The organism is Gluconacetobacter johannae (assembly GCF_014174305.1).
Classification (GTDB): Bacteria; Pseudomonadota; Alphaproteobacteria; order Acetobacterales; family Acetobacteraceae; genus Gluconacetobacter; species Gluconacetobacter johannae.
The window spans coordinates 15489-28546 of record NZ_JABEQH010000021.1 but is presented as its reverse complement, the minus strand read 5'-3'; the positions used below and the strand labels follow the sequence as shown (position 1 = coordinate 28546).

At 74.4% G+C, this 13058-nt stretch carries 12 protein-coding genes; 8 read left to right on the top strand and 4 right to left on the bottom strand.

All coding sequences use genetic code 11. The annotated features are described in order from the left end of the window. Nucleotides 1–26: 26 nt before the first annotated feature. From HLH21_RS14325 to cysQ, 4 genes are all read right to left on the bottom strand, one after another. Nucleotides 27–1502, bottom strand: a complete 1476-nt coding sequence (locus tag HLH21_RS14325) for an FAD-binding oxidoreductase (RefSeq protein ID WP_182944429.1) — start codon at nt 1500–1502, stop codon at nt 27–29. A gap of 64 nt (nt 1503–1566) precedes the next feature. Next, a complete protein-coding gene (locus HLH21_RS14320) occupies nt 1567–2103 on the bottom strand; it encodes a hypothetical protein (protein WP_182944428.1) in 537 nt (178 codons plus the stop codon). 34 nt (nt 2104–2137) lie between these two features. After that, nucleotides 2138–3109, bottom strand: coding sequence for an L-threonylcarbamoyladenylate synthase (locus tag HLH21_RS14315; RefSeq protein ID WP_182944427.1), 972 nt, complete (start codon nt 3107–3109; stop codon nt 2138–2140). Nucleotides 3110–3212: 103 nt separating this feature from the next. Next, nucleotides 3213–4007, bottom strand: a complete 795-nt coding sequence (cysQ, locus tag HLH21_RS14310; RefSeq protein WP_182944426.1) for a 3'(2'),5'-bisphosphate nucleotidase CysQ — start codon at nt 4005–4007, stop codon at nt 3213–3215. 149 nt (nt 4008–4156) lie between these two features. Here cysQ and HLH21_RS14305 point away from each other — a divergent pair, with 149 nt between their 5' ends. The 8 genes from HLH21_RS14305 (at nt 4157) to HLH21_RS14270 (ending at nt 13056) form a co-directional block, all read left to right on the top strand. After that, nucleotides 4157–5626, top strand: coding sequence for a leucyl aminopeptidase (locus HLH21_RS14305; protein ID WP_182944425.1), 1470 nt, complete (start codon nt 4157–4159; stop codon nt 5624–5626). Between the two features lie 24 nt (nt 5627–5650). After that, nucleotides 5651–6097: a DNA polymerase III subunit chi gene (locus HLH21_RS14300; protein WP_182944424.1), complete on the top strand. Its 447-nt coding sequence runs from the start codon at nt 5651–5653 to the stop codon at nt 6095–6097. Nucleotides 6098–6142: 45 nt separating this feature from the next. Next, on the top strand, nt 6143–6994 hold the full coding sequence (locus HLH21_RS14295; RefSeq protein ID WP_182944423.1) for an aldo/keto reductase: 852 nt from the start codon (nt 6143–6145) through the stop codon (nt 6992–6994). A 150-nt stretch (nt 6995–7144) separates the two neighbouring features. After that, a complete protein-coding gene (locus tag HLH21_RS14290; protein ID WP_246379798.1) occupies nt 7145–8839 on the top strand; it encodes a hypothetical protein in 1695 nt (564 codons plus the stop codon). Further along, entirely contained in the window at nt 8836–9789 is a 954-nt protein-coding gene (locus HLH21_RS14285; protein WP_182944422.1) for a hypothetical protein, read from the top strand. Before HLH21_RS14290 ends, HLH21_RS14285 begins: the two co-directional genes overlap by 4 nt. Further along, entirely contained in the window at nt 9786–10346 is a 561-nt protein-coding gene (locus HLH21_RS14280) for a hypothetical protein (protein ID WP_182944421.1), read from the top strand. Before HLH21_RS14285 ends, HLH21_RS14280 begins: the two co-directional genes overlap by 4 nt. Continuing rightward, on the top strand, nt 10343–11545 hold the full coding sequence (locus HLH21_RS14275; protein WP_182944420.1) for a hypothetical protein: 1203 nt from the start codon (nt 10343–10345) through the stop codon (nt 11543–11545). Before HLH21_RS14280 ends, HLH21_RS14275 begins: the two co-directional genes overlap by 4 nt. Continuing rightward, entirely contained in the window at nt 11542–13056 is a 1515-nt protein-coding gene (locus tag HLH21_RS14270) for an NADH-quinone oxidoreductase subunit D-related protein (protein ID WP_182944419.1), read from the top strand. The genes HLH21_RS14275 and HLH21_RS14270 overlap by 4 nt, the downstream gene beginning before the upstream one ends. Nucleotides 13057–13058: the final 2 nt, after the last annotated feature.

Genomic DNA, 13058 nt, shown 5'->3' with positions numbered 1-13058 from the left:
GGCGGATCGTCTTCCCTCCGGCCTGCTCAAGATGGGTGGGCCGGGCTGTCCGGCAGATCGTCGGGCGGGAAGATGGCGCCCGGATTCATCACGCCGCGCGGGTCGATGGCCGCCTTGATCCGCCGCATGGTCGCCAGTTCGGCGCCGCCGCGCCAGTCCGGCATCATGTAGGGCTTCAGCCGGCCCACCCCGTGTTCGGCGGAGAACGAGCCGTCGAGGTCGCGGACGATGTCGGCCACCGTGTCCATGATTCGGTGGTCCATCGCCAGGAAGGCGGCCGGGTCCATGCCTTCGGGCTGCACGAGGTTGAAATGGATGTTGCCGTCGCCGATGTGGCCGAACGGCGCGGGGCGGATGCCCGGCACCAGGGCCGCGCAGGCGGCCGAGGCCCGTGCGATCAGTTCCGGCACGTGCGAGACGGGGACCGACACGTCGTTCTTCACGCTGGCCCCGGCGCGGCGCTGCGCCTCGGCATGTTCCTCGCGCAGTTTCCACAGCGCCAGGCGCTGGCCCTCGCTTTCGGCGATGACGGCGTCGCTGACCGTGCCGTCTTCCAGCGCGGCCCCCAGGACCTCCTCCAGCGCCGCGCGCAGGTCGGCGTTCGGCCGGGGGGTGGCGAGTTCGACCAGCACGTAGGCCGGGGCGGGTTCGGACAGGGGCAGGCTGGCGCCCGGCACCAGGGTGGTGACCAGCTCCATGCCCGCGCCCGACATGTATTCGAACGCCTGGATCAGGGCCGGGTCCTGCGCGCGGAAGGCCGCGAACAGGGCCAGCGCCGCCGCCGCGTCGGCCACCGCGCACAACGCGGCCTCGACGGCGCGGGGCTGCGGCTGCAATTGCAGGATGGCGGTGCTGATGATGCCCAGCGTGCCTTCCGACCCCACGAAAAGCTGCCGCAGGGCGTAGCCGGTATTGTCCTTGCGTAGCCGACGCAGGCCATGGAACACCTGACCGTCCGGCAGGACGGCCTCGAGCCCCAGGACCAGTTCGCGCGCGTTGCCGTAGCGGACGGTGTTGTTGCCGCCGGCATTCGTCGCCAGCACGCCGCCGATCTGCGCCGAACCCTCGGACGAGATCGACAGCGGCAGCATCAGCCCGGCGTCCCGCGCCGCGTCCTGCGCGGCCTTCAGCGTCACCCCGGCCTCGACCTCCATCGTCTGATCGACCGGGTCGATCCGCCGCACCCGGTTCATGCGCGACAGGCAGATGACGATCGCCCGGCCCGAGGCATCGGGCGTGGCGCCGCCCACCATGCTGGTATTGCCGCCCTGCGGCACCATGGCGACGCCCTCGCGGGCGCACAGCGCCACCGCCTCGGCCAGTTCCGCCGTGTTCGCCGGGCGCAGCACCGCCGCCGCGTGTCCGTGATACAGCGCGCGCCAGTCGGTGCAGAACGGCTCGACGTCCGAGCGCTCGGTCAGCAGGCCGGCCGGCCCCAGCAGGGCGGCGAGGCGGGACAGCAGCGCGGCGGAGGGGGCGTTCAGTGCGGGGAAGGCAGGCATGGCAGTCGGTTCCGTGGCAGTTTCAAGGCGGCGGCCCGGTGCGCGGCGCCCCGTGGACGCGGGATCAGCGCAGGGGGGCCGCGATGCCCGGCGCGGGCGTGTCGAAGGCATGATACAGGCTGGTTCCGGCGATCCCGGCAAGGGCGCCGACGGTGACGGCCAGGACGATGACCGGTCGTCGCTTCGCCGGGCGGGCCTGCATGACCGACAGGGCGGCCTGGGTTTCCGCGCGGGCCTGCTGCGTCAGATAGAGCTGCGAGCGTAGCTCCTCGGTCCGGGCGCGGGCGCTACGCAGGTCGAGGTCGAGCTTGTTCAGGCTTTCGGTCAACTGCGCGATACGGGCGCGGGCGACCTGCATCTCGGCCGCGCCGGCGCCGGCGCCGGCGCGCGAGGCGCGGGGGCGGGGCTGGGCCCGGGGGGGCGGATTGGGCGCGATCGCCGTGAACAGGTTCTTCAGCGCGCCGCCGGTTACGGCGTTGCGGCGCGCGCGGTTGCGGATGGCCTCCAGCGCGTTGGCGGACTGTCCCGGCTGGTCCTCCAGGACCAGGGCCAGGATGTCCGACAGGATCTTCAGTTCCTTGGGGTCGAAGGCGTTGCTCATGGCCATGCGTCAGCGGGGAGGGGAACAGGGGGCGTCATATCGGCCGGGGGGAGGCGGCGCGGCGCAGGCGGTCGCGGATGGCCCGGCCCAGGCCCACGCGGGGGATGGGCATCGCCGCGATGCGCGACAGTCCGCGCCGCGCGCCTTCGCTGTCCAGGAAGCGCAGGCCGGCGAACAGGCGGGCCGCGGCCTCGTCCAGCCGTCCTTCGGGGCTGAGGTTCCAGACCAGGCCCGCCCCTGGGATTTCCGGCCCGAAGGCCAGCAGGGCCTCGTCGGGGGTGACATCCTGCGCGTCCAGGCGCACGGGCAGGCCCGGCGCGTAATGCGACGCCAGTTGCCCCGGCGAGGTGGGCAGGGTGTGGGCGTAATCGTCGGGGTGGGAGATCGGGCCGCAGACCTCCTCCAGCGCTTCCACCGTGATGCCGCCGGGCCGCAGCAGCACCGGCGACGTGCCGGTCAGGTCCAGGACCGTGCTTTCCACCCCGACCGGGCAGGGGCCGGAATCCAGCACCGCGTCGATGCGTCCCTCAAGGCCGCGCAGCACGTGATAGGCGTCGGACGGGCTGACCTTGCCCGACAGGTTGGCCGATGGCGCCGCGACCGGGCGGCCGACGGCGCGCAGCAGTTCGGTGGTGACGGCGCCGCGCGGCACACGCACCGCGACCGACGGCAGGCCCGCCGCCGCAAGGTCCGAGACGGTGCCGCCGGGCTGGCGCGGCAGCACCAGCGTCAGCGGGCCGGGCCAGAACCGTTCGGCCAGGCGGCGGGCCAGGCCGTTGGGCACGCCTTCGCGGAACGCGGCCTCGGCGTCGGGGAAATGGCTGATGAGCGGGTTGAAGCGCGGGCGTTCCTTGGCCGCGAAGATGCGCGCGACGGCGGCGTCGTCGGTCGCGTCCGCGCCCAGCCCGTAGACGGTCTCGGTCCCGAAGGCGACCAGCCGGCCCGCCCGCAGCAGGTCGGCCGCCCGGGCGATCCCGGCGGCGCTTGCGTCCAGACGCTCTGTCATCCTGTCTCCGTTACCCGTCACTTGCCCTGTAGTCACTGCTCCGGCCCGCGTCCGGGCCTGCCCGGTCATGCCGGACGTCAGGCGGGATCATAGCCTGACCTCGTCAGGAATGCTCCCGCTTTCCCGCGCAGATGAACTGCGGATTGCGCCACTGCGGCTTGCCGTAGCGCAGGGGAGAACCATCCAGCAGGGTGACGGTTCCGCCGGCGGCTTCGACGACCGCCTGGGGGGCGGCGGTGTCCCATTCCATGGTCGGACCCAGCCGGGGATACAGGTCGGCGCGGCCTTCGGCCACGCGGATGAACTTGGCCGCCGACCCGATGTTGCCCAGCGACGCGATGGGATGCCCGCCCAGGAACGTCGCCAGCCGCGGATCGTCGGCGTAATGGCGCGACGCCAGGACGGTCAGGCCCTCGGCCGGTGCGGGGCGGGCCTGGATGGCGTGTTCGCCGTCCCGGTCGAATCGGCGCGCGCCGTCGGCGACATGGGCCGCATACAACTCGTGATAGGCCGGCAGCGCCACCGCGCCCAGCACGGCGCGGCCGTCGCGGACCAGGCCGATGTTCACCGTGAAGTCGTCACGGCCGGCGGCGAATTCCCGCGTGCCGTCCAGCGGGTCGACCAGCCAGAAGACACCCTCGTGCGCGATCTGGATGCCGGCGGCGGCCTCCTCCTCGGCAATGACGGGAATGTGCGGGGCCGCGGCGCGCAGGCCGGCCAGGATATGGGCCTCCGCCGCGTGGTCGGCCTCGGTCACCGGGGAGGAGTCGGATTTCGTGACGGTCTGGAACCCCCGGGCGCGGATCGTGCGGATCAGTTCCGCGGCTTCATCGGCCAGGCGGGTGGCGAGGTCCAGCAGGTCCCGGTCGCCGGGGTGGAGGAGGGAGGGTGTGTTCATGCCATCCGACTTAACCCACTCGTCGTTCGGCGTCATGCGTGTTTCTGCATTGGATTTTGGACAGACGGGCGCGCATGCGCCATTCTGGGCAGATATTTCAGGGGACCGTGCCGTTCCCTCCCGAGACTTGATAGCGGAGCGATCGCCCCATGCTGCAGATACAGTTTTCCGCCGCCGACCTGCCTGCCGGCGGGGTGTTGGCCCTTCTGACGCCCGAGGACGGGCCGCGCCCGCCCCTGTTCGCGGCCGCCGACGCGGCGACCGGCGGGGCGCTGTCGCGCGCCGTCGCGGCGGCGGCGTTCGGGTTCGGCAGCGGACGGACCTGCATGATCCTTGCCCCCGGTGGGGGTTTCGACCGCATCCTGCTGGTCGGGCTGGGCAAGAGCGCCGAGATCGGCGTCCGCACGGTCGAGGCCGCCGCCGGCGCGGCCGTGACGGCGCTGGGCAAGCTGGCCGAGGCCGCGACCATCGCCGCCGACGGGGTGCCCGGCGCCCTGGTGGCCCATGTCGCCCACGGGGGGACGCTGGCCGCGTACAGGTTCGACCATTACCAGACCCGCACGCCCGAAGATGCCCGCTGGCGGCTGGACAGGCTGGACATCCTGACGCCGGCGGCGGCGCATGCGGCGGCGGCGTGGACGGGGCTGTCGGCGGTGACGCGCGGCGTCTGCCTGACCCGCGACCTGGTCAGCGAACCCGCGAACGCCCTGCGCCCCCCCGAATTCGCCCAGCGGATCGAGGCCCTGCGCGAACTGGGGGTCGAGGTCGAGGTGCTGGATGGCGCGGCGATGGCCGAACTGGGGTTCGGCGCGCTGCTGGGCGTGGCGCAGGGCAGCGACGCCCCGCCCCGGACGGTGCTGATGCGCTGGAATGGCGCCGGGACCGACGAGGCCCCGCTGGCCTTCATCGGCAAGGGGGTGACCTTCGATTCGGGCGGGATCTCGATCAAGCCGGCCGGCGGGATGGAGGAGATGAAGACCGACATGGCCGGCGCCGCCGCCGTGGTGGGGCTGATGGCGGCCCTGGCGGGCCGCAAGGCGCGCGTCAATGTCGTCGGCGCGGTCGGGCTGGTCGAAAACATGCTGGCGGGCAACGCCCAGCGCCCCGGCGACGTGGTGCGGACCTGTTCGGGGCAGACGATCGAGGTCATCAACACCGATGCCGAAGGGCGGCTGGTCCTGGCGGATGTGCTCTGGTACGTGCAGGACCGCTTCCGGCCGCGCCTGATGGTCGATCTGGCGACCCTGACCGGCGCCATCGTCGTGGGCCTGGGGCATGAGTACGCGGGCCTGTTCGCGAACGACGACGCGCTGGCGCAGCGCCTGTCGGCGGCGGGCGAGGAAACGGGCGAGCGCCTGTGGCGCATGCCGCTGGCCGATGCTTATCGCGAGGCGCTGCGCTCGGACATCGCGGACCTGAAGAATGTCGGCGGTCGTCCGGCGGGGGCGATCACGGCGGCGAAATTCCTGGAATATTTCGTCAACCAGGTGCCCTGGGCGCATCTGGACATCGCCGGCACCGCCTGGGCCAAGAAGGCGGCGCCCTGCACGCCCAAGGGCGCGTCGGGCTTCGGCGTGCGCCTGCTGGACCAGTTCGTCCGCGAACATTACGAAGGCTGAACCAGGGAACACGGTTGGGGCACCATGGCGGAAATCGGGTTCTATCATCTGACGCGATCGTCGCTGGAACAGGCGTTGCCGCCCCTGCTGGGGCGCACGCTGGACGCCGGACGGCGCGCGGTGGTGCGCTGCGCCGACGCGGGCCGGGTGAAAGAGCTGGACGACGCGCTGTGGCGGGCGGCCGAGCCGGTCTGGCTGCCGCACGGCACGGCGGCGCTGGGGCATGCGGCGCTCCAGCCCATCTGGCTGACCGAGGGGGAGGATGCCCCCAATGGCGCGACCTACCTGTTCCTGGTCGACGGAGCCGCCTGCGCCGATCCGCAACCGTTCGAGCGCATCTTCGACCTGTTCGATGGCGGCGACCCGGAGGCGGTGGCCGGGGCGCGCCGCCGCTGGGCGGCCTGCCGCGACGCGGGGCATAGCCTTGTCTACTGGCAACAGCAGGCGAAAGGATGGACCCGCAAAGCCTAAAGGCCGGGGCCGGAGCACGTACACGTACTGGGAGGGCAGATCCGCATGGTGGGCAGCGTCACGTTTTCCGATGGCACGCAGGTTCCGGCATTGGGCATGGGGACGTGGACTATCGGCGACCGTGCCGACCGTCGCGCGCAGGAGGTCGAAAGCCTGCGCGCCGGGCTGGACCTGGGGCTGCGGGTGATCGACACCGCCGAGATGTACGGGGGCGGCCGGTCCGAGACGCTGGTCGGGCAGGCGATCGCCGGCCGGCGCGACGAGGTGTTCCTGGTGAGCAAGATCCTGCCCTCGAACGCGTCCCGCCGGGGGGTGGCGGAAAGCTGCCGGGCGTCGCTGCGCCGGCTGGGCACCGAGCGGATCGACCTGTACCTGCTGCACTGGCCCGGCGCGGTGCCGCTGGAGGAAACGATCGAGGCGTTCGAGCGGCTGAAGGCCGAAGGGCTGATCGGAGCCTGGGGCGTGTCCAATTTCGATGTGGACGACATGGCGGATCTGTACCGCATTGCGCCGGACGGCTGCCTGGCCAACCAGATTCTCTACAGCCTCGATTATCGCGGGGTGGAATACGACCTGCTGGAGGACGACCGCAGGCAATCGGTGGTGACCATGGCCTATTCGCCGCTGGGCCAGGGCGGGGAACTGCTGCGCGCGCCGGTGCTGGCGCGGATCGCGGCGCGGCACGAAACGGCGCTGGGACCGGCCACGCCGGCGCAGGTCGCGCTGGCCTGGGTGCTGCGCCAGCCCAACCTGCTGGCGATTCCCAAGGCCGCCAGCCTGCCGCATCAGCGCCAGAACGTGGCGGCGGCGGACATCGTGCTGACCGAGGCGGATCTGGCCGCGATCGACCGGTCGATGCCGCCGCCCCGGCGCAAGGTTCCCCTCGCCATGATCTGACCGGCATGGTTTGATGTCGCGCGGCCAGGTCCGGTCAGATATCCAGGGAATCTCCGCATCCTTCCGATTCTTCTTCTGCTTGTCCTGTCCGGGATTCTTGTCGCGTCCCTGATACCGGTTCCGGAACCGGCGATCCGGGCCGGGTGGGCCATGGTGCTGGTCCTGGGGCTGGCGATGGCGTGCGTGCCGGCGCTGGCGTCCGTTCCGCTTCACGCGCTGCCAGCCGTCGTGCGGGTCGATGCGCTGTCCGTGCCGTTCGTCGTGGTGATCGCGGCGGTCGGGCTGGCGTCGGGCACGGCGGAAAGCCCCTCGACCCTGGCCTGTGCCGCCCTGGCCTGTGCCGCCTTGGCCGCGACGACGGGCAATCCGGTCCTGTTCGGGGTGGGGGCCGCGACGGTGCTGCCGATGATCCGCGCCGGCCGGGGCGTGGCGTTGGGCGTGCTGGCCGGTGCCGTGGCCACGGCCCTGCTGGCGGACGGTGGCGGGGCCGCCATGGGGGGATGGCGGCTGGCGATCCTGCCGGCGCCTGTCCTGCTGTTCGCCACCGTCCTGATGGGCCTGTCGCCGCGGCCGCTGTCGGGCGCGCGGCATGTCCGGCCTGCCGGGGCCGGGGATCTGGCCGGCTTCGTGCTCGGCTGCTGCCTGCTGGTCCGGATGCTGGTCGACTGGCCGGCGGGGCGGATCGGCGCGCCGTGGGGCATGGGTGTCGGGGGCATCGGTCTGCTGCTGGCCATGGCGGGGGGGGCGCGGGCGCTGACGGCGGGCGACGCGCCGCGCGTGCTGGCGGGGATGCTGGCGGCCTGGGGCGGGGTGGCCATGCTGCTGGCGGGGCTGGCCGTGGTCGGCCGGGCCGACGATCTGCCGCTGCTGGCGCTGGGCGCGGCCCGGACGCTGTTTCTGCTGCCGGCCGGGGTCGGGATGGCGGTCCTGGCGGCGATCCTGACGGCCAGCCACATCGCGCGCGAGGCCGGGCCGCTGGTGCTGGCGCGGGCAGGCGGGCTGGCGGCGCTGATGCCGCGCGCGGGCGCGACCCTGGCGCTGGCGCTGGCCGTCGCCTGCGGCCTGCCGCCGCTGGCCGGCTTCGCGGTGCTGTGGCTTCTGGTGCAGTCGCTGCTGGCCCTGCCGCGCGCCGACGGCCTGGCTGGCGAGATCCCGTCGCTGCTGGCCCTGTGCGGCGGCGGGGTGGTGTCGGGCCTGCTGCTGCTGGCCGGGGTCCGGATGGGGGCGATCCTGTTGCTGGGGCGGCCGCGCACGCCGCGCTGCGCCGCCGCGACCGACCTGCCGCCGGCGCGCCTGATGGCGGTGCTGTCCTGCCTCGGCGTCGCGGGCGTGGTCTCGGTCCTGCCCGGCCTATGGCTGTGGCTGACGCGGGCGGCGGGCTGGCAGGTTGCGGCCCTGGGTGCGGCGCCGGAGGGCGCGCGGCCGTCCCTGCTGTGGCTGTCGGCGGCGGGGGGGACCGGGACGTTCTCTCCGTCGGGCATCGTGCTGCTGTTCGGCCTGTGTGGGGGCGTGGTGCTGGTCCTGTCCCGCCTGGGTGGGGGCCTGCCCGCCCGGCCGGCGGCGGCATGGACCGAGGGCGCGCCCCCGTCGCCGCCCTGGATGCCGTTCGGCGACCCGGCGACCCAGGTGGGGCCGGGCCTGTTCGTCGGCCGGCTGGATGCGGTCCTGGGCCTGACGCGGCTGCTCCGGGGGGCGGTGCGCCGGCTGATCGGGGCCGTTCGGCGGGCGGGGCGGTGGGGGGCGGCGATCAATGATCGCGCGGCGGCGCTGACGGCGCGGCATGCGATGGTGCTGGTCCTGGCCTGGATTGTCATCGCGTCCCTGGTCCGGATATGGGCCGGATGATGCGGGACGTCCTGGCCTGTGTCCTCGGCCTGCCGCTGCTGGGCCTTCATCTGGCGCTGATGGTCGCGATGGCCCCGGTGGTGCGCGGGGTGGTGGACTGGTGCGTGGCGGGTCTTGCCGGGCGCGGCGCCCCTTCCGTCCTGATGCGCTGGCGGTGGATCGTGGCGCTGGCGCGCCGGCGCGGGCTGCGCGCGGCCGGGACGGCGGCGACCGGCGCGGCCTGCGGCGCGACGCTGGCCGCGGCCCTTGCGGCCTGTTGCCTGGTGCCGTCCGCGGCACTCGGCCTGCCGGGGGCGGGCCTGTCCGACCTGCTGGTGGTCGCGGGGTTGCTCGGGCTGGTGCGGCTGGGGCTGGTGGTGACGGCGCTGGGGCCGGGTGTGGCGCGGGCGGGGCGGGCGGCGGTCAGCGGGGCGACGGGCCTTGCGATGATGCAGGCGGTGATGCCGGTGGTCATTGCGGTGGCCGGGCTGGCGACCGGCGTCACCGGCATCGACGGGCTGCTGGCGCGGATGCACGATGCGGACGTCGCCGGATTGCAGACGCCGCTGGTGCTGGCGGCCATGGCGCTGCTGATCGCCGGGCTGGACGATGCCTGGGGCGGCGCCGAGGCCCAGGCGGCCGACATGCTGGCAAACGTGGGCGGCCCCGATCGTGCGGCGCTGGAACTGGCGCGCGACCTGGCGGTGCTGGTCTGGATGACGCTGGCCGGCGACATGATCTGGCCCGGCGGCCTGGCGATGGCGGAGGGGGCGCTGCCGCCCGCGCCGACGGCGTTGCTGGCCGGACTGGGGGCGTGGCTGCTGCGTACGGCGGTGCTGTGCGCCGGCCTGGTGGCGGCGCGGGTCGTCGTCCTGTCGCTGGACCGGGGGCTGCGGGCGCGCCTGGGGGTGGCGATGCTGTTCGGGGTGCTGGCGGTGGTGGTGCTGTTCGCGGGGCGGGAGTTCGGATGATGCTGTCGCTGCTGCTGGGCCTGCTGATTTTCCTGTCGGTCATCCTGTCGGGCATGCGCGGCTGGCCGCTTCTGTGGCATGGCGGGCTGGTCGCGGCGGCTTTGCTGGCCGCCGCCCGCGACGCGGCGGACCCGCTGCCGCCGTGCCTGGCGGCGGTGGCGGTCGTGGCCGCGATCGTGCCCCTGGCCTGGGGGCTGGGCCGGCTGGAGGACGTGCCCCCGTCCGCGCGGGAACGGGCGGTGTGCATGGGCGGCGGGCTGGTGCTGACGGTCCTGGCCGTGATCGCGGTGCCGCAGGGCATGGTGGAGGAAGCGGCCCGGCTGGACCTGATCGCCGCGCTGGCCGTGATCCTGTGCGGCGTGCTGGCCGCCGCCGCGCGGCGGTCGGTGGTGGGGCAGTGTGCCGGGCTGGCCTGCGCCCTGGACGGGTTGATGCTGCTGGCCGGCCTGTCGGGGCGCGGCGCGATGCTGGCCGGGGCGGTCATGCTGCTGGGGGCGACGATGCTGGTGGCGTTCGTCTGCCTGCGGCGCCTGGCCTGGGGGCGCGTCGCGGAATGACCCTGCCGTTTCTGCTTCCGGCCGCGCTGTGCTGGCCGTTCCTGTCGATGGCGGTGCTGGCGGCCTGTCCGCAGGCCTCGGCGCGGTCGGCCGGGATCGGCCTGTCCGCGACTGGTCTGGGCCTGGCGGTGCTGGCGGCCTGCGCGGGCGGCGGCTGGGCCGGCACGCCCCTGATGGCGCCGCCCGGCGTGCTGCGCGCGCTGCTGCCGTTGCCGCTGCTGACGCTGTGCCTGTCCTGCGTCCTGTCGCCGGCCGGGGGCACGCCGGGGCAGCGGGCGGGTGGGGCCTTGACGCATGGTCTGGCCGGCGGGGCGACGGTGGCGACCGCCTGCACCGACCCGCTGTCCGGCGCGGTGGCCATCGGGGGTGTCGCGGTGCTGGCGGCGTTGGCCGTCGCGACGGCGCGCGGCGCGGCGCGTGCCGGGTGGGACCTGTTCCGGCTGGGCCTCTCCGGCATTCTGCTGGCCGTGCCGGGGGCGATGCTGCTGAGCGCGGCGCCGGCCGGCGCCGGCCGGCTGGACGGGCTGGGCGGTGTGTTGCTGTCCGTGGGGCTGGGGGCGGTCGCCGGGCTGGGGCCGGCCGCCCCGGTCGTGCTGGCGGCCGAGGAGTATGCCATGCCCGCCGCGCTGGCGCCGGTCATGACGGCCGTCCCGGTCCTGCGTCACCTCGCGGTGGTGGGGGCGAGCCAGTGGGACACGATGATGCTGGGGATTGCGACGATATGGCTGGTGGTCCTGCCGATGCGGGCCGCGCCGGCCCGCCGCCGGGATCGGCTGGCGCTGGGCATGCTCATCGGGCTGGCGGCGGTGGCCGCCGGGGCGGGCGGCCGGGCCGGGCCGGCGGGGGCGGTTGCGCTGCTGGTGTCGGTGGCGCTGCTGGGGCCGCTGGTGGGGGCCTCCGGGTCCGGTGGCGTGGCCGTACGGTGGCTGCGGGCCGCGCTGGCGCTTCGCCCGCCGTTCCTGCCGTTCGGGGGGCTGGTGCTGGCGGTGCTGGCGGTCTGTGACGCGGCCCCGCTTCTGGTCGGTCCGTTGTTGCTGGGGCTGGCGCCCGGATGCATGCGGGCCGGACCTGGGGCGGACAGGCCGGGCGATGGGGCCTCCGCCGTTCGCGACCGGCCCGCGTGGGTGGCTGTCGCGCTGCTGCTGGCGGGCATGGTGGTCCTGACGGTCGTCGCGATGGCGGACGGGGCCGGGAGATGAGGAATGGGGCGAACGGGGCGGCGGCCGCCCTGATCCGCCGGGGCGAGGCCGAGGCCGGGACGTGGCGCTTCCGGCTGGACGAGGACGGCTGGCGCGGCCTGGTGGACGCGTTGCGGGACGATCCCCTGCCGTTTGTCGGCCTGTGGTCGGACGGGCGGGACGTCCATGCCCTGTTCCTGGACGGCGGCGCGCATCCGCTGGTCGCCAGCGTCGCGCCGGAGACCGGGCGCTATCTCGGCCTGTCGTCCGTCCGTCCGGCGGCGTCCCTGCCGGAACGCTGCCTGCATGACCTGTGGGGGATCGCGGCGATGGACGCCCGCGACGTCCGCCCGTGGCTGGATCATGGCGTGTGGACCAGCACCTGGCCGCTGGGCGCGCGGCCGGGGCCGGTGTCCTGGCCGCCCGATCCCCCCGAATTCCGCCCGGTTCCGGCGGTGGCCCGCGCGGGCGGGATGGTCCAGGGCATCGGCCCCGCCGACGGCCTGCCGCAGGCGCCCGGTCATCTGCGACTGGGGCTGGCCGGCGGTGGGATCGCGGGGGCGGAGTGGCGGCTGGGCTATGCCCATCGGGGCCTGGTCGCCCGCCTGTGCGGGATGGAACCGGCGGCGGCGGCACGGCTGGCCGGGCGGGCGGCCGCCGGGGCGTCGGTCGCGCATCAGGCGGCCCTGTGCCGCGCGATCGAGGCCGCGACCGACACCGCGATCGGCGCGGACGCCGTGCGCTGCCGGGTGATCCTGGCGGAGATCGAGCGGATCGCCACCCATCTGCATGATCTGTCGCGCATCGGCCGGGCGGCGGGGGCATCGGCGCTGGCGGCCTGCTGCGAACGCCTGCGCGAGGAGACCTTGCATCTGTGCGGCCGGATGTTCGGACACCGGATGCTGATGGATCTGGTCGTGCCGGGCGGCATGCTGGAGGGCGATGTCGCGACGATCGGCGCGGTGGCGGGGCAGGTTGCCGGCAGGGGGGACGACATGCTGCGCGAGATCCGCCGTCATCTGGCCTGGCCCGGCCTGGCCGGGCGGGTGCGGGGCTGCGGCACCCTGACCGAGGCCATGGCCCGCGCGCTGGGCGTGGGCGGCGTGGTGGGGCGGGCCTCGGCGCGCGAGGACGACGTGCGCCGGCTGGAGCCCGGCTATCGGCGCGAATGGCTGGATAGCGGCGTCCGGGGCGACGGCGACGTCGCCGCCCGGATCGACCAGCGCCTGGCCGAGATCGGCGGCAGTTGCCGGATGCTGGCGGCGGCGCGCCGGGACTGGGTGCCCGACGGCGCGCCGCGTAGCGCCGTGCGCGAGCGCGCGGGCGAGGGCATCGGCTGCGCCGAGGGGCCGCGCGGGGCGGTCTGGTACTGGGTGCGCGTGGCCGACGGCGCGGTGCAGGCCGCATTCCCGCGCGATCCCGCCCTGGCGCATGTGGCGGCGCTGGAACATGTGCTGGACGGGGCGGACCCCGAGGACGCGGACCTGATCGTCCGCTCGTTCGGCCTGTCCGCCGCCGCCGCCGATTTATAGGA

Bases quoted from the DNA above. Each gene is read 5' to 3' on its own strand.
- HLH21_RS14325 (WP_182944429.1), bottom strand. From the start codon at position 1,502: ATGCCTGCCTTCCCCGCACTGAACGCCCCCTCCGCCGCGCTGCTGTCC.
- HLH21_RS14320 (WP_182944428.1), bottom strand. From the start codon at position 2,103: ATGAGCAACGCCTTCGACCCCAAGGAACTGAAGATCCTGTCGGACATC.
- HLH21_RS14315 (WP_182944427.1), bottom strand. From the start codon at position 3,109: ATGACAGAGCGTCTGGACGCAAGCGCCGCCGGGATCGCCCGGGCGGCC.
- cysQ (WP_182944426.1), bottom strand. From the start codon at position 4,007: ATGAACACACCCTCCCTCCTCCACCCCGGCGACCGGGACCTGCTGGAC.
- HLH21_RS14305 (WP_182944425.1), top strand. From the start codon at position 4,157: ATGCTGCAGATACAGTTTTCCGCCGCCGACCTGCCTGCCGGCGGGGTG.
- HLH21_RS14300 (WP_182944424.1), top strand. From the start codon at position 5,651: ATGGCGGAAATCGGGTTCTATCATCTGACGCGATCGTCGCTGGAACAG.
- HLH21_RS14295 (WP_182944423.1), top strand. From the start codon at position 6,143: ATGGTGGGCAGCGTCACGTTTTCCGATGGCACGCAGGTTCCGGCATTG.
- HLH21_RS14290 (WP_246379798.1), top strand. From the start codon at position 7,145: ATGGTGCTGGTCCTGGGGCTGGCGATGGCGTGCGTGCCGGCGCTGGCG.
- HLH21_RS14285 (WP_182944422.1), top strand. From the start codon at position 8,836: ATGATGCGGGACGTCCTGGCCTGTGTCCTCGGCCTGCCGCTGCTGGGC.
- HLH21_RS14280 (WP_182944421.1), top strand. From the start codon at position 9,786: ATGATGCTGTCGCTGCTGCTGGGCCTGCTGATTTTCCTGTCGGTCATC.
- HLH21_RS14275 (WP_182944420.1), top strand. From the start codon at position 10,343: ATGACCCTGCCGTTTCTGCTTCCGGCCGCGCTGTGCTGGCCGTTCCTG.
- HLH21_RS14270 (WP_182944419.1), top strand. From the start codon at position 11,542: ATGAGGAATGGGGCGAACGGGGCGGCGGCCGCCCTGATCCGCCGGGGC.